Annotated in this window: 16 protein-coding genes; 14 read left to right on the forward strand and 2 right to left on the reverse strand. The window is 72.4% G+C overall.

The annotated features are described in order from the left end of the window. Window positions 1-25 precede the first annotated feature (25 nt). Entirely contained in the window at window positions 26-1,021 is a 996-nt protein-coding gene (locus AB0B50_RS04935) for a pyridoxal-phosphate dependent enzyme (protein ID WP_362325690.1), read from the reverse strand. A gap of 272 nt (window positions 1,022-1,293) precedes the next feature. Between AB0B50_RS04935 and AB0B50_RS04940 the strand changes: the two genes are divergently transcribed. The 13 genes from AB0B50_RS04940 to AB0B50_RS05000 all read left to right on the forward strand — a co-directional run bounded on the left by AB0B50_RS04940 (window position 1,294) and on the right by AB0B50_RS05000 (window position 13,155). Beyond that, a complete protein-coding gene (locus tag AB0B50_RS04940; RefSeq protein ID WP_362326808.1) occupies window positions 1,294-2,250 on the forward strand; it encodes a kinase in 957 nt (318 codons plus the stop codon). Continuing rightward, entirely contained in the window at window positions 2,247-2,687 is a 441-nt protein-coding gene (locus tag AB0B50_RS04945) for a transcriptional repressor (protein ID WP_362325693.1), read from the forward strand. The genes AB0B50_RS04940 and AB0B50_RS04945 overlap by 4 nt, the downstream gene beginning before the upstream one ends. Window positions 2,688-2,790: 103 nt before the next feature. Further along, window positions 2,791-3,024: a hypothetical protein gene (locus AB0B50_RS04950; RefSeq protein ID WP_362325696.1), complete on the forward strand. Its 234-nt coding sequence runs from the start codon at window positions 2,791-2,793 to the stop codon at window positions 3,022-3,024. Beyond that, on the forward strand, window positions 3,024-5,390 hold the full coding sequence (locus AB0B50_RS04955) for a heavy metal translocating P-type ATPase (RefSeq protein ID WP_362325699.1): 2,367 nt from the start codon (window positions 3,024-3,026) through the stop codon (window positions 5,388-5,390). The genes AB0B50_RS04950 and AB0B50_RS04955 overlap by 1 nt, the downstream gene beginning before the upstream one ends. Further along, window positions 5,387-5,902, forward strand: coding sequence for a copper chaperone PCu(A)C (locus AB0B50_RS04960; protein ID WP_362325702.1), 516 nt, complete (start codon window positions 5,387-5,389; stop codon window positions 5,900-5,902). The genes AB0B50_RS04955 and AB0B50_RS04960 overlap by 4 nt, the downstream gene beginning before the upstream one ends. A gap of 103 nt (window positions 5,903-6,005) precedes the next feature. Beyond that, complete coding sequence (locus tag AB0B50_RS04965; RefSeq protein WP_362325705.1) at window positions 6,006-6,839, forward strand: M55 family metallopeptidase; 834 nt, start codon at window positions 6,006-6,008, stop codon at window positions 6,837-6,839. Continuing rightward, window positions 6,832-8,211 (forward strand): M20/M25/M40 family metallo-hydrolase, encoded by a 1,380-nt coding sequence (locus AB0B50_RS04970; RefSeq protein ID WP_362325708.1) that lies wholly within the window; start codon window positions 6,832-6,834, stop codon window positions 8,209-8,211. The genes AB0B50_RS04965 and AB0B50_RS04970 overlap by 8 nt, the downstream gene beginning before the upstream one ends. A 26-nt stretch (window positions 8,212-8,237) precedes the next feature. Then, entirely contained in the window at window positions 8,238-10,220 is a 1,983-nt protein-coding gene (locus tag AB0B50_RS04975; RefSeq protein ID WP_362326811.1) for an LpqB family beta-propeller domain-containing protein, read from the forward strand. Further along, window positions 10,217-11,161 carry an LD-carboxypeptidase gene (locus AB0B50_RS04980; RefSeq protein WP_362325711.1) on the forward strand — a complete coding sequence of 315 codons (945 nt, stop codon included), beginning with the start codon at window positions 10,217-10,219 and terminating at the stop codon, window positions 11,159-11,161. Before AB0B50_RS04975 ends, AB0B50_RS04980 begins: the two co-directional genes overlap by 4 nt. Window positions 11,162-11,367: 206 nt before the next feature. After that, entirely contained in the window at window positions 11,368-11,613 is a 246-nt protein-coding gene (locus tag AB0B50_RS04985; RefSeq protein ID WP_362325714.1) for a DUF1049 domain-containing protein, read from the forward strand. Beyond that, on the forward strand, window positions 11,610-11,924 hold the full coding sequence (locus AB0B50_RS04990) for a hypothetical protein (protein WP_362325717.1): 315 nt from the start codon (window positions 11,610-11,612) through the stop codon (window positions 11,922-11,924). The genes AB0B50_RS04985 and AB0B50_RS04990 overlap by 4 nt, the downstream gene beginning before the upstream one ends. 181 nt (window positions 11,925-12,105) lie before the next feature. Continuing rightward, window positions 12,106-12,558, forward strand: a complete 453-nt coding sequence (locus tag AB0B50_RS04995) for an RICIN domain-containing protein (RefSeq protein ID WP_362326814.1) — start codon at window positions 12,106-12,108, stop codon at window positions 12,556-12,558. Window positions 12,559-12,582: 24 nt separating this feature from the next. Next, on the forward strand, window positions 12,583-13,155 hold the full coding sequence (locus tag AB0B50_RS05000; protein ID WP_362325720.1) for a GNAT family protein: 573 nt from the start codon (window positions 12,583-12,585) through the stop codon (window positions 13,153-13,155). Here AB0B50_RS05000 and AB0B50_RS05005 read toward each other — a convergent pair. Next, on the reverse strand, window positions 13,130-13,471 hold the full coding sequence (locus AB0B50_RS05005) for a DUF6204 family protein (RefSeq protein WP_362325724.1): 342 nt from the start codon (window positions 13,469-13,471) through the stop codon (window positions 13,130-13,132). The two genes, AB0B50_RS05000 and AB0B50_RS05005, sit on opposite strands and share 26 nt — an antisense overlap. A 132-nt stretch (window positions 13,472-13,603) precedes the next feature. Between AB0B50_RS05005 and AB0B50_RS05010 the strand changes: the two genes are divergently transcribed. Continuing rightward, complete coding sequence (locus AB0B50_RS05010) at window positions 13,604-14,500, forward strand: arginase family protein (RefSeq protein ID WP_362325726.1); 897 nt, start codon at window positions 13,604-13,606, stop codon at window positions 14,498-14,500. The last annotated feature ends 4 nt before the right edge of the window (window positions 14,501-14,504 follow it).

A 14,504-nucleotide genomic window follows, 5' to 3' on the forward strand; every position in this document is an offset into this window, starting at 1 on the left:
CGGGAGGGAGCGGTGCTCGGGCCGCTCAGGGCGCGGCGGCGGGCGGCCAGGCCGTCGTGGACCAGGGATGCCGCAGCTCGTCGAGCGAGGTGATCTCGTGCGGCTTCAACTCGTCGATGTCCAGGGCCTGTTCGTGCCGGGCGTAGGCGCTCTCGACATAGCGGTGCCCGGTGTCGGCCGCGATGAAGACGTACGTACGCGAGTCGTCCCTGCGCCGCTCCCACAGGGCGGCGAGATGGGCGGCGCCCGCCGAGAGCCCGGCGAAGATGCCGGTGGTGCGCAGCAGGGCGACCGCGCCGGAGACGGCGCTGTCGAAGTTCACCCAGTGCACGCGGTCGTAGAGCTCGTGCCGGACGTTCTGGAAGGTGATGGCGCTGCCGATCCCCGCGATGATCATGTCCGGGTCGGCGACGTGCTCGGAGCCGAAGGTGACGCTGCCGAAGGGCTGTACGCCGATGAGCGACACATCACGGCCCGCCTCGCGCAGATACGTGGCGAGAGCCCCGGTCGACGCGCCCGAGCCGACGCCGCCGACCAGCGCGAGGGGGCCTCGGGGAAGGTCCGCGTCCATGGTGTCGGCCACCTCGCGGTAGCCGTAGTAGTGGATGCCGTCGTGGTACTGCCGCATCCAGTGGTACGAGGGGTTGTCGGCCAGGATCTCGGCGATGCGCCGCACTCTCAACTCCTGGTCCAGGCGCAGGTTCTTGGAGGGGGCGACCTGCTCCAGGGTGGCGCCGAGTATCTCCAACTGCACCCGGGTCGAGCGGTCGACGGTGGTCGAGCCCACGATGTGGCACTTCATTCCGTAGCGGTGGCAGGCGAGGGCCAGGGCCTGCGCGTAGATGCCGCTGGAGCTGTCGACGAGTGTGTCGCCCGGCCGGACGGCACCGGATTCGAGCAGGTGCCGGACGGCGCCGAGGGCCGAGTAGATCTTCATGGTCTCGAACCGGAGGCAGGCCAGATCCGGTGCGAGGGATATGAGATCGGGTTTCTTCACCGCTTCCGCGATGTGTGCGTGCATGGCAGAGATCCCCCGTAGGGACGTGAGGGCAGGGAGGGGCCCGGGGAGTGCGGACGCCGTGCGGGCGGCCCCCGGGAACGCCGAGAGCATCACACCAGATGAAAATGATTGTCAAGACCGGGTAAGCTCGGCACACTGGTGCACGCGGGGTGGCGTGCCGTGTGGCGCGCTGTGTGACGCGTCGTGTGCCTCGCGCCGTCGAGAGGAGTCGCGTGAAGTTGTTCCAGGAGGCCGGGGCCCGGCCTCGCCCGCCGCGCCAGGGGGCGCCGCCCGTGACGGGGGTCGGCACCGCCTTCGGCACCTTCGGTGAACTGCTCCAGGGGGTGCTGCCCGAGGAGGACGGCGACTTCCTCGTGACGCTGCCGGTGGCCCGCTGGACGATGGCCACGTTCCGGCAGGGGTCCGCTTCGGGGGAGATCGAGGTCCGGCCCGCACACAAGACCAAGGCGCTCCAACTTGCCCGCATGATCGCGGACTTGGCGCCGCGGAGGCCCGGCTCCCCGCCCGGCGGTGTGCTCACCGTCAACAGCGTGATCCCCGAGGGCAAGGGGCTCGCCAGCTCCTCCGCCGACCTGGTGGCCACCGCGCGGGCGGTCGGTCGGGCCCTCGACGTCGCCATGCCGCCCGTCAGGATCGAACGGCTCCTGTCCCGCATCGAGCCCACCGACGGCGTGCTCTACCCCGCGATCGTCGCCTTCCACCACCGCAGCGTGCGGCTCCGCGCGGTCCTCGGCTCGCTGCCCGCCATGGCCGTGGTCGGCGTCGACGAGGGCGGCTCGGTCGACACGGTGGACTTCAACCGCATCCCCAAGCCGTTCACGACGGCCGACCGGCACGCCTACGCGGGTCTCCTCGACGGACTCACCACCGCCGTGCGCCGCCAGGACCTCGCGGAGGTCGGACGCATCGCGACGCGCAGCGCCCTGATGAACCAAACCCTGCGCCACAAACGCCTGTTGGACCCGATGCGGGCCATCTGCCGCGAGGTCGGCGGCCTGGGCGTCGCGGTCGGCCACAGCGGTACGACGCTCGGGGTGCTGATCGACGCCACGGACCCGGCGTACACGCGCCGCGTCACCGCCGCCGCGCAGGCGTGCGCGGAACTGGCGGGTGGCGTGACGGTCTATCGGACGCTGAGCTTCGGGAACGCGTCGTGCGGGGCGGGGCTGTCGGTGCCGACGGCCCTTGGTGGAGGCGCGCCGGCCGAGATCGGCGAGGGCGTGCCGTGACCGGCGCTCCGGGTCGCACGCGCGAAGGGGTGCGCCAGACAGGCGTACGCAGAACCCGTCAGCGCACCGCCGTCCTCGAAACCCTCGGCCGCTGCAGCGAGTTCGTCTCCGCGCAGGAGCTGCACGCCCTGCTCGCCGGGGCCGGCAGCGCGGTCGGCCTCACCACCGTCTACCGCGCGCTGCGCGACCTGGACCGCGCGGGACTCGTCGACGTCGTACGCGACGACACCGGCGAACGCCTCTACCTCCGGCGCCCCACCGAGGAACACCGGCACTACCTCATCTGCCGCCGCTGCGGCCGGAGTCGGGCGGTGGACGCGCGGGAGGTGGAGGCGTGGGCCGAACGCCTGGGGGAGACCACGGGCTTCGCGGAGCTGGAGCACACCCTGGAGCTCAGCGGCGTGTGCGGCCCGTGCGGACCGGCCGAGGGCGTGTGACGTACGCCACCCGGGGGTGCGGGAACTCGGGCGCGCACCCACCCGACTCCTGAGGCGGCGCGGATCCGGTCGATCCGCGTCTTCGCACGATCCGGGAGCGGTGATGGCTGACCAGAAGCGATGGCACGGACTCCTGCCGCCGCCCGCGCTCTGCGGATTTGTGCTGCTGCTCGTGCTGGTCTTCGCGGTGTCGTACGCCGTGGGGAAGGCCGTCGGCCCTGTCGCGCCCGGTATGCACGGCAGCGTGAAGGACTCCGACGGCGGCGGTGGTCACGGAGGCAGTGGTGACACGGGTGGCATGGGTGACATGGGCGGCATGCACGGGGGAGGCCACTGATGAGTGCCACAGCTCTGGTCAGCACCGACCTGGCCGTCGGCGGCATGACCTGCGCGGCCTGCGTGAACAGGGTCGAGAAGCGCCTCGGCCGCCTGGACGGCGTGAGCGCGACGGTCAACCTGGCGACGGGCCTCGCCCGGGTCAGCCATCCACCGGACGTGCAGCCGAGCGCACTGATCGCCGCGGTGGAGCGGGCCGGGTACACGGCTGAACTGCCCCTGCCTCCCGAGCCGGAGGAGGAACGGCCGAGCCCCGAACCCCGGCGAGGCGATGCGGAGTCCGGGGAGCCCGGCGCACGCCCGGAGCCGGAGGAATCCCGCTTCGACCCGGAGCGGCAGCGGCTGCTCCTCACCGCTCTGCTCGCCCTGCCCGTGCTGGTGCTTTCCATGGTGCCCGCCCTGCAGTTCCGCAACTGGCAGTGGCTCTGCTTCGTGCTGGCCGCGCCCGTTGTCAGCTGGAGCTCCTGGCCGTTTCATGTGCGTGCGCTGCGCGGACTCCGGCACTCCGCCGCGACCATGGACACCCTGGTCTCGCTGGGCGTCGTCGCGTCGTTCGGGTGGTCGGCGTACGCACTGTTCCTCGGTGGTGCGGGCGTGCCCGGGATGACGATGCCGTTCAGTCTGCTGCCCTCCGCGGACGACGGCACCGCGCACGTCTATCTGGAGGCGGCCGTCGGCGTGCCGCTGTTCGTGCTCACCGGGCGGTACCTGGAGGCGCGGGCCCGGCACGGGACCGGAGTCGCGCTGCGCGCCCTCGCGGGGCTCGCCGTCAAGGACGTGACCGTGCGGGAGGAGGATGGCAGTGAACGCCTTGTCCCTGTACGCGAGGTGGGGCTCGGGCAGGCCTTCCTCGTGCGGCCCGGCGAGCGCGTCGCCACCGACGGTGTCGTCGTGGAGGGCAGCTCCGCCGTGGATCTGTCGCTGGTCACGGGGGAGAGCGAACCGGTCGAGGTCGCGCCGGGCGCGGACGTGACCGGCGGCGCCGTCAACGCGGGCGGGCTGCTCCTCGTCCGCGCCACGGCCGTCGGCGCCGACACCCAACTCGCCCGCATCACACGCATGGTGACCGAGGCCCAGGCGGGCAAGGCGAAGGCGCAGCGGCTCGCCGACGCGGTGGCGGGCCTGTTCGTGCCGGTGGTGCTCGCGCTCGCCGCCACGGTGCTCGGCTTCTGGCTCGGCGCCGGAGCCGATCCCCAGGCGGCCGTCACCGCCTGCGTGGCGGTCCTGGTCGTCGCCTGCCCGTGCGCCCTGGGCCTTGCCACCCCCACCGCCCTGATGGCCGCCACCGGCCGCGGCGCCCAGCTCGGCGTCCTGGTCAGCGGCGCGCAGGCCCTCGAAACCCTGCGGCACATCGACACCGTCGTCCTCGACAAGACCGGCACCCTCACCGCCGGGCAGATGAGCGTCACCGGCATCACGGCGGCGCCCGACGGCATCGGGGAGGACGAGGCGCTGCGCCTCGCCGGAGCCGTGGAGCAGGGCTCGGAACACCCGCTGGGCCGGGCCATCGCCTCGTACGCACAACAGGCAGAACCCCTGCCGCCGGTCAGCGAGTTCCGCGCGTTGGCGGGGTGGGGCGTACGCGGCCTGGTCGGCGGGCGCCTGGTCGAAGTCATCGCCCCGGGGGACGAGTTGACGGGAGCCCTGGCCGGCGCGCTCGCGGACGCCGAGACCGCCGCCCGCACCCCGGTCCTGATCCGCGTCGACGGCGTCCCCGAGGCGGTCGTCGCGGTCGGCGACCTGGTGCGGCCCGGCAGCTACCGCGCCGTGGACCGGCTGCGCCGCCTCGGCGTACGCCCCGTCCTCGCCACCGGCGACCGCGAGGCCACCGCCCGCGCCGTCGCCGAAGGCCTGGGCGTCGACGAGGTCCACGCCCGCTGCACACCGGACGACAAGGCTGCCCTCGTAAGGGAGTTGAGGGAGCACGGCCGTCGGGTCGCGGTCATCGGCGACGGTGTGAACGACGCCGCAGCGCTGGCCTGCGCCGACCTCGGCATCGCCATGGGCGGCGGCACCGACGTGGCCATCGGTGCCGCCGACGTGACGCTCGTGCGCGGAGACATCGAGGCCGTCGCGGTCGCGGTCCGCCTCGCCCGGCGCACCCTGGCCACGATCCGCGTCAACCTCCTGTGGGCCTTCGGCTACAACGCCGTCACGGTGCCGCTCGCCGCGGTCGGACTGCTGAACCCCATGGTCGCGGCGGCGGCGATGTCGGCGAGCTCGCTGCTGGTGGTCGGCAACAGCCTGCGGCTGCGCACGTGGAACCCGGCGCCGGGCAGGCCCGCGACCGCCGGCCGGTCCGGCAGGCCCGCGACCGCCGCACGGTCCGGCAGACCTTCGACCGCCGCGCGAGGAGGTGCGCGATGACGACCGCCGAACAGAACCCCTGGCGGCCGTCCCGCCGCAGGCTCCGCGAAGCCTCCCTCGCCGCGCTCGCGCCCCTGACGGCCTGCGCCGTGGCCCTGGGAGCACTCACCGCGTGGACCGGGTCCGGCGCGGCGGGCAGCCCGGCCCGCGTCGAGGTCGAGCCCGGCACGATCTATCTGCCGACGGGGGACAGGAAGGAGACCGCCGCGTTCTTCCGCATCACCAACTCGGGAGGCTCCGACGACCGGTTGACGTCGGTGACGTCCCCGGTCCTCGACGAGGTGATGCTGGGCCGGCACACCGCCGCGGGCGACGGGGCCGCCACCATGCGCATGCTGGACTCGGCCGCAGTCCCGGCCCGCGAAGGCCTGACCATGGCCCCGCTGGGCGTGGACGTCATGGCGCGCACGCGTGCTCCGCTGAGCGTGGGCGACAGGATCCCGTTCGTCCTGACCTTCCGGTACGGCGGCCGCGTCAGCGCCGAGGCGGTGGTGGTCCGCCCGACCTCCTGACTCCGACCTCCTGACTCCGGCCTCCTGACCACGTGCCGCACCGCGGGAACGGGGCACAGGTCTTCCTGGTCCGCTCCTTCATTCGCGCGTAACGTGGCGCCCCATGAAGATCCTCATCAGCGCCGACATGGAGGGCGCCACCGGAGTGACCTGGCCGGCGGACGTGCTGCCCGGCACCCCTCAGTGGGAGCGGTGCCGGGCGATGTTCACCTCGGACGTGAACGCCGCCGTGCTCGGTTTCTTCGACGGCGGCGCCGACGAGGTGCTCATCAACGAAGCGCACTGGACCATGCGCAATCTGCTGCTGGAGCAGCTGGACGAGCGGGCGCAGATGCTGACGGGCCGGCACAAGTCGCTCTCCATGGTGGAGGGTGTGCAGCACGACGACGTCGACGGCATCGCGTTCATCGGGTACCACGCGGGCGCCGGCATGGAGGGCGTCCTCGCGCACACCTACCTCGCCAACCAGATCACCGGCGTCTGGGTCAACGGCGTCCGGGCCAGCGAGGGACTGCTCAACTCCCATGTCGTCGCCGAGTACGGCGTCCCCGTGGTGCTCGTCACCGGCGACGACCTGGCCTGCGAGGACGCCCTCGGCTACGCGCCCGGCGCCCTGAAGGTCGCCGTCAAGGACCACGTCTCGCGGTACGCGGCGGTCTGCCGCACCCCGGCCCGCACCGCCGCCGACATCCGCGCCGCGGCGAAGCAGGCCGCGGCGCTCGCCGCACGCCACGAGCCGGTCGTCGGCGGCCCGTTCACCGTCGAGGTCGAGTTCGACGCCGAGCACCTGTCGATGGCCTCGACCGTCGTACCGGGAGTGCGCCGTACGGGGGAGCGCAAGGTCGCCTATGACAGCGAGACCATGTACGAGGGGATTCGTACCTTCAAGGCGGTTACGACGATCGCCTCTGCCGCCGTGGAGGAGCAGTATGGGTGACCAGGGTCAGGGCCGGGAGACGACCGGTCGGGAGCAGGGCCGGGGGAGAGACGACCAGGTGGACGCGCGGGCACTCGACGAGGTCGTGACGTTCACCAGCGAGCTCATCCGCATCGACACCACCAACCGCGGCAGCGGCGACTGCCGCGAGCGGCCCGCCGCCGAGTACGCCGCGGAGCGCCTCGCGGACGCGGGTCTGGAACCCACGCTCCTGGAGCGCACCCCGGGCCGCACGAACGTCGTCGCCCGCATCGAGGGCACGGACCCCGGCGCCGACGCACTCCTCGTCCACGGCCACCTGGACGTCGTGCCCGCCGAGGCCGCCGACTGGAGCGTCGACCCGTTCTCCGGCGAGGTCCGCGACGGCATCGTCTGGGGCCGGGGCGCGATCGACATGAAGAACATGGACGCGATGATCCTGTCCGTCGTGCGGAGTTGGGCGCGGTCCGGCGTCCGCCCGCGGCGCGACCTGGTGATCGCGTTCACCGCCGACGAGGAGGCCAGCGCGGTCGACGGCTCCGGATTCCTCGCCGACCACCACGCCTCCCTCTTCGAGGGCTGCACGGAGGGCATCAGCGAGTCCGGGGCCTTCACCTTCCACGACGGGCGTGGCAACCAGATCTACCCCATCGCGGCGGGCGAGCGCGGCACCGGCTGGCTCAAGCTCACCGCGCGCGGCAAGGCGGGCCACGGCTCCAAGGTGAACCGCGCCAACGCGGTGAGCAGGCTGGCCGCCGCCATCGCCCGCATCGGCGAGCACCGGTGGCCGGTGCGGCTCACCCCGACCGTGCGGGCCTCACTCGTCGAACTGGCCACGCTGTACGGCCTGGAGACCGACCCCGAGGCGCCCGGTTTCGACGTCGACCAGTTCCTGGAGAAGCTCGGACCGACCGCCGATCTGGTCGCGCCGACGGTGCGCAACAGCGCCAACCCGACGATGCTGCAGTCGGGTTACAAGGTGAATGTGATCCCAGGGGAGGCGGTGGCCTACGTGGACGGCCGCTTTCTACCCGGCGGCGAGGAAGAGTTCCGTCGCACGCTTGACCGGCTCACCGGCCCTGACGTCGACTGGGAGTTCCACCACCGCGAGGTGGCGCTGCAGGCGCCGGTCGACTCGCCGACGTACGCGCGCATGCGGGCGGCCGTCCAGGAGTTCGCGCCGGAGGGCCACGTGGTGCCGTACTGCATGTCGGGCGGCACGGACGCCAAGCAGTTCTCGCGGCTCGGCATCACCGGCTACGGCTTCTCGCCGCTCAGGACACCGGAGGGCTTCGACTACCAGGCGCTCTTCCACGGCGTCGACGAGTGCGTCCCGGTCGACGCACTGCACTTCGGCGTCCGTGTCCTCGACCGCTTTCTGCGTACGGCCTAGGAAAAATGGGGGAAGTAAAGGACATGATGCAGACCCGGGCCTACGGATCATGGCCGTCACCGATCGATGCCGAACTCGCCGCCTCCCATGACGGGGCCCCGGGACACGTGGGATTCGTCGGGGGCGAGGCCTGGTGGACGGAGCCCCGGCCCACCGAGGGAGGGCGGCGCGCCCTGGTGCGGCGCCTGCCCGACGGCGAGGAGCGCTCGGTGCTGCCCGCACCGTGGAACGTGCGCACCCGCGTCGTCGAGTACGGCGGCCGCGCCTGGACCGGGGCCGACCGCCCCGAAGGGCCGCTGCTGGTCTTCGCGGACTTCGCCGACCAGCGTCTTTACGCGTACGAGCCGGACGCACCTGACACCCCGCCACGCCCCCTGACTCCGGTCTCCGCCGTGGGCGGCGGACTGCGCTGGGCCGACCCCCTCCTGTGCCCGGAACGGGGCGAAGTCTGGTGCGTCCTCGAGGAGTTCACGGGGGACGGGCCCACCGACGTGCGGCGCGTCATCGCCGCGGTGCCACTGGACGGCTCGGCGGCCGACGACCGAGGCGCGGTGCGCGAACTCTCCGACGGCACGCACCGGTTCGTCACGGGCCCCCGCCTCTCGCCCGACGGAACCCGGGCCGCCTGGATCGCCTGGGACCACCCCCGCATGCCGTGGGACGGCACCGAGCTCCTCGTCGCCGAGGTGCGCGAGGACGGCACCTTCGGCACGCCGCGGACCCTCGCGGGCGGCCCCGACGAGTCGATCGCGCAGGTCGAATGGGCCCACGACGGGCGGCTGTTGTACGCGAGCGACCGCACCGGCTGGTGGAACCTGTACCGCACGGCGCCGGACGGCGGTGCCGTCGCCGAGCCGCTCTGCCCGCGCGAGGAGGAGTTCGCGGGTCCGCTCTGGCAGATCGGCCTGAGCTGGTTCGCACCGCTGGACAGCGGCCTCGTCGCCGTCGTGCACGGCAAGGGCGCCACCTCGCTCGGCATACTCGACCCCGAGACCGGCGAGGTCGTCGACGCGGCGGGCCCCTGGACGGAGTGGTCCGCGACCGTCGCCGCGGACGGCCCCCGCGTGCTCGGCGTCGCCGCCAGCCCGCGTAGCGCGTACGAAGTCGTGGAACTGGACACGGGCACGGGGCGCGCCCGCGTCGTCGGCGCCGCCCACGACGACCCGGTGCACCCCACGTACTATCCCGAACCGCATATCCGTACGTTCTACGGCCCCGCGGGAAGGGAGATCCACGCGCACATCTACCCCCCGCACAACCCCGGTCACATCGCGCCCGACGACCAGCTCCCGCCGTATGTGGTGTGGGCGCACGGCGGCCCCACCGGCCGCTCGCCGCTCGTCCTCGACCTGGCCATCGCCTACTTCACCTCGCGCGGCATCGGCGTCGCCGAGGTCAACTACGGCGGCTCCACCGGGTACGGGCGCGCCTACCGCAACCGGCTGCGCGAACAGTGGGGCATCGCCGACGTGGACGACTGCGCGGCCGTCGCCCTCGCTCTCGCCGACGAGGGCACCGCCGACCGGAGCCGGCTCGCGATCCGCGGCGGCAGCGCGGGCGGCTGGACCACGGCCGTCTCGCTGGCCGGCACCGACGTCTACGCCTGCGGGACGATCATTTACCCGGTGCTCGACCTCACCGCGTTCGCGTCGGAGACCCACGACCTCGAATCGCAGTACCTGGAGTCCCTCGTGGGCCCCCTCGCCGAGGTCCCCGGGCGGTACGCGGAGCGCTCGCCCGTCGAGCGGGCCGAGCGCATCACCACGCCGTTCCTGCTGCTCCAGGGCCTGGACGACGTGGTCTGCCCGCCCGCCCAGTCCGAGCGGTTCCTCGCCAAGATGGAGGGGCGCGGCGTCCCGCACGCCTACATCGCCTTTGAGGGCGAGGGGCACGGATTCCGCCGCTCCGACACCATGGTCCGCGCCCTGGAGGCCGAACTCTCCCTGTACGCCCAGGTGTTCAGACTGGACCTCGCGGGCCGCGTCCCCACTCTGGAGCTCGCCAAGTGAGACCCCTCGCACGGCCCGCGCGCCTCGTTCCCGGCGCGCGGGTCGCCGTCGTCGCACCGAGCGGCCCCGTCCCCGAGGACGCCCTCCAGGCCGGCCTCGACATCCTGCGCGGCTGGGACCTGGAACCGCTCGTCATGCCCCATGTCCTGGACCGGCACGGGCAGTTGGACTACCTCGCGGCTGCGGACGCCGACCGCGCCCGAGACCTGGAGCGGGCCTGGTGCGACCCGTCCGTGTCCGCCGTGTTCTGCGCCAGGGGCGGGTACGGCGCCCAGCGGATGGTGGACCTCGTCGACTGGGCGGCGCTGCGCGAGGCGACGCGGACCGCTGGGCCCAAGGTGTTCCTCGGCTACAGCGACATCACCGCGCTGCACGAGGCCTTCGCCGCACGCCTCGGCATCGCCACGCTGCACGGCCCGATGACCTCCGTGACCGACTTCCTCAAGAACGCGCGGGCGCAGGAACACCTGCGGACGACGCTCTTCACGCCGGAGGCGGCCCAGGTGGTGCGGGCCGACCCGGCACGGGCCGGGGCGCTGGTCGGCGGCCGGGCCAGGGGAGTCACCTTCGGCGGCTGCGTGTCGCTGCTCGCCGCCGACCTCGGCACGCCGGGGGCGCGGCCGTCCGCGCGCGGCGGCCTGCTGTTCCTTGAGGACATCGGCGAGGAGGACTACCGCCTGGACCGTATCCTCACCCAACTCCTGCGCGCGGGCTGGCTGGACGGAGTCGCGGGGATCGCCCTCGGCTCATGGGAGGAGTGCGGTCCGTACGACGACGTGCGCGCGCTCTTCGTGGACCGCCTCGGCGGGCTCGGCGTGCCGGTGGTCGAGGAGTTCGGCTTCGGGCACTGCGAGGGGGCCCTGACGGTGCCGTTCGGCGTGGCGGGCGAACTGGACGCGGACGCGGGCACGCTGACGCTGGACGTACCGGCGCTTGAGTAGGAGACGTACCGAACGCTGACGGCACCGGCGATCGGGCACTGACGGCACCGGCGATCCGGCCCTGACGTCAACGGCGATCGGGCACTGACGTCACCCGCATGGCCCACCGCCCCACCCCGGAGACACGCCCACCGCGCGCGAACCCGGCCCAGCTGCCCATGCTGGTGCCGGGGGAGGCGGCGTACCTCCGACGGAAGGGTCACACCATGAGCCCCAACACCTCCACGGGCGGCTCCAAGAGCGGCGGCTCGGGCAGCGGCCTGTTCACGCCCGGCAGGGTGGCCGTGATCGCGGTCGCCGTCCTCACCCTGGTCTTCATCTTCGAGAACACCCGCAACACCAAGATCCGACTGCTGATCCCCGAAGTGACCCTGCCCCTGTGGATGGCTCTGCTCGGCACGGCTGTGATCGGTGCGCTGTGCGGGGCCTATTTCGTCAGGAGGCGCAAGTGAAGGTGCAGCTCAAGCGCGCGGGAGTGGTCGTCGGCGGCGCGGCCGCGGCGACCCTCGTGGCGGTCACCACGGCGGCCGCCGCGGGTCCGCCGATGCCGGACTTCCGGGGACGGGGCCTGATGCACGTCTTCTCCGCCGTCGACTACCGCACCCGGGTCGACGTGCACGACGCCAGCGGCTTCAACCGGCACGTCCTGTGGCCGCTGAGCTGGAAGGTCTGCACGCAGTCGCCGGCCGCGGGCAAACAGCTCACCGGTCAGACGGTCACCATCGGCGTCGTGAAGAACGGCGAGAAGTGCCCGAAGAAGTAGCTGGTCAGAAGGGTCGCGCAGGGTCGTTTCGGCAGTTTCGCGCTGGGCCGTTCCGGCAGTGAATTCGTTCACTCGGACGGATGGGTTCCGCTTCTGGGCCATTCCGGAACCCGTCCTCCGCCCGATACACCCTGCTTCGTGGCGAAGAACCTGATGCGCGGCATGGCCGCGCTCGTCTTCGCTGCCCTGCCCCTTCTCACCGCCTCGCAGGCCGGCTACGCGGCCGACCACACGCCGGGCCGCGCGCGCGGCACTCGCGGGAGACTTCGACACCCGCAGCGGCCTGCACGGCAAGTGCCTGGCCTCCAACGGCGACAACGTGGAAGTACAGACCTGCCGGGGCACCGGCAACCAGCTCTGGTTCTGGCAGGGCCACACCCTGCGCAACCGCGCGGAGCTGCACTGTCTCGACGTGCGCAACGGCGAGCCCGACGCCCCGGCCCAGGTGGTCGGCGACTGCCACGGCCAGGCCAACCAGCGCTGGGACGTGGCCAATTCACATCTGATCACCCAGGTCAACGGCCAGTGCCTGAGCATCCGGAACAACGGCGACCCCAGCGAGCACGCCGGGATCAACCTGCGCAACTGCGCGGACGTCGCCTGGCAGCGCTGGGAGGTGCCGCCGCCCGCGTGACGCCGCTGGGGATAGCGTGGCCCGATGTTCGACAGAGCCACCTATCTCGCCGAAGGCCCCCGCGTGGGCATACGCCACTTCGCCCCCGCGGACGGCGCCGAGTTCACCGCACGCGCCAGGGAGAGCCGGGAGCTGCACAGCCCCTGGCTCTTCCCGCCGGCCACGGACGACGCCTATCGCGCGTACGCGGGCGTGCTCATCGAGGACCCCACCAAGGCCGGGTTCCTCGTCTGCGCCCGCGACAGCGGTGCCATCGGCGGGTTCATCAACATCAACAACATCGTGCGGGGCGCCTTCCGGTGCGGCGCCCTGGGATACGGCGCCTTCGCGCACGCCGCGGGGCGCGGCCTGATGTCCGAGGGGCTCGGGCTCGTCATGACGTACGCCTTCACCGAGCTCGGACTGCACCGCCTTGAGGCCAACATCCAGCCCGGCAACTCCGGTTCGCTCGCGCTGGTCCAGCGTGCCGGCTTCCGCCTCGAAGGCTTCTCGCCGGACTTCCTCTTCATCGACGGGGCCTGGCGAGACCACGAACGCTGGGCGGTCACCGCCGACATGCCGCGGGGGCGGATCAGCGGCGCGCCGGCTTCCGGTTGATCTTCATGGTGTCCATGTCGGTCACGGTGGACCGCAGGTCGCGGAAGCCGTGACCGAGGCCCGCGAGGAGACCCTCCGCCTTCTCCTCGGCGAGCGCCCCCGCCATCTCCTCGCCGTCCTCGGCGTCCGAGAGCACCACGAAGCGGTACGAGAAGTGCTTGAGCGCGCGGTCGTAGGTCAGCGAGCCCTCCGGCGTGAACCTCATCTGCGTCAGGCCGTGGTCCTCGACCTCGGCGAGGAGCGTGGCGCGCGAGGTGTCCGTCAGGCCGTCGAAGGTTCCCCGGACGATGACCCGGTAGGTGTGCTGCGTGCCCATGTCCTGATCTGCTCTTCCCGATCGACGGTGTGCTCGAACATCGTGCTCAAACACCGTGCTCGAATATTGTGCTCAAACACCGTGCTCAAACACTGTTGAAAGGGCCAGCCTACGTCGCCGAGGATGGGCCGCATGCGGAATATCGTGGTGGTCGACGCCCCCTCCAACCTGGGCCTTCGCCCACCCGCTCCGGGCACCGTCCCCGGCTGTTACAAGCTGGCAGGAGCCCTGCGGGAGCGGGGCATCCTGCGGCGCCTCGGTGCCTTCGAGGGCGGCGTCGTGGTCCCGCCGCGCTACGACCGCGGCACCTGGCAGGAGGGCGACGGCGTCTTCAACGCGGCCGCCATCGCCGCGTACACCGTGAAGCTCGCCGACCGTATCGAACACCACGTCCGCGCCGGTGACTTCCTCGTCGTGCTCGGCGGGGACTGCTCCATCCAACTCGGCGCGGCGCTTGCACTGCGCCGCATCGGGCGGTACGGAATCGCCGCGGTGGACGGCTCCGCGGACTTCCGCCACCCCGGCAACTCCGACCGGATCGGCGCCGCGGGCGGCGAGGAGCTCGCCCTCGCGACCGGGCGCGGGCAGGACGACCTCACCGACATCGAGGGGCTGCGGCCCTATCTGCGGGACGAGGACGTACGCCTCTTCGGGATGCGGGACGACGACGAGGACCGCGCCGAGTTCACCGAGCTGAAGATCTCCAACGCCACCGTCGGCGAGATCAGGCAGTGGGGCGCCGACGACATCGCGCGCGCCGTGACACAGACCCTGGAGGTGCCCGTCCTCGACGGCTTCTGGGTGCACCTGGACGCCGACGTCCTCGACCCGTCCGTGATGCCCGCCGTCGACAGCCCCGACCCCGGCGGTCTGCTGCCGGGCGAACTCCTTGCGCTGCTGCGGCCCTTGGTGCGCTCGCCGCGCTGCGTCGGGCTCAACGTCACCATCTACGACCCCGACCTGGACCCGGACGGCACGGCGGGGGATCTGCTCGCCGACCTGGTCGTGGACGCTTTTGCGCAATCCTGACCTG

The organism is Streptomyces sp. NPDC041068 (assembly GCF_040647455.1).
GTDB lineage: Bacteria > Actinomycetota > Actinomycetes > Streptomycetales > Streptomycetaceae > Streptomyces.

Bases quoted from the DNA above. Each gene is read 5' to 3' on its own strand.
- AB0B50_RS04935 (WP_362325690.1), bottom strand. From the start codon at position 1,021: ATGCACGCACACATCGCGGAAGCGGTGAAGAAACCCGATCTCATATCC.
- AB0B50_RS04950 (WP_362325696.1), top strand. From the start codon at position 2,791: ATGGCTGACCAGAAGCGATGGCACGGACTCCTGCCGCCGCCCGCGCTC.
- AB0B50_RS04955 (WP_362325699.1), top strand. From the start codon at position 3,024: ATGAGTGCCACAGCTCTGGTCAGCACCGACCTGGCCGTCGGCGGCATG.
- AB0B50_RS04960 (WP_362325702.1), top strand. From the start codon at position 5,387: ATGACGACCGCCGAACAGAACCCCTGGCGGCCGTCCCGCCGCAGGCTC.
- AB0B50_RS04965 (WP_362325705.1), top strand. From the start codon at position 6,006: ATGAAGATCCTCATCAGCGCCGACATGGAGGGCGCCACCGGAGTGACC.
- AB0B50_RS04970 (WP_362325708.1), top strand. From the start codon at position 6,832: ATGGGTGACCAGGGTCAGGGCCGGGAGACGACCGGTCGGGAGCAGGGC.
- AB0B50_RS04975 (WP_362326811.1), top strand. From the start codon at position 8,238: ATGCAGACCCGGGCCTACGGATCATGGCCGTCACCGATCGATGCCGAA.
- AB0B50_RS04985 (WP_362325714.1), top strand. From the start codon at position 11,368: ATGAGCCCCAACACCTCCACGGGCGGCTCCAAGAGCGGCGGCTCGGGC.
- AB0B50_RS05000 (WP_362325720.1), top strand. From the start codon at position 12,583: ATGTTCGACAGAGCCACCTATCTCGCCGAAGGCCCCCGCGTGGGCATA.
- AB0B50_RS05005 (WP_362325724.1), bottom strand. From the start codon at position 13,471: ATGGGCACGCAGCACACCTACCGGGTCATCGTCCGGGGAACCTTCGAC.
- AB0B50_RS05010 (WP_362325726.1), top strand. From the start codon at position 13,604: ATGCGGAATATCGTGGTGGTCGACGCCCCCTCCAACCTGGGCCTTCGC.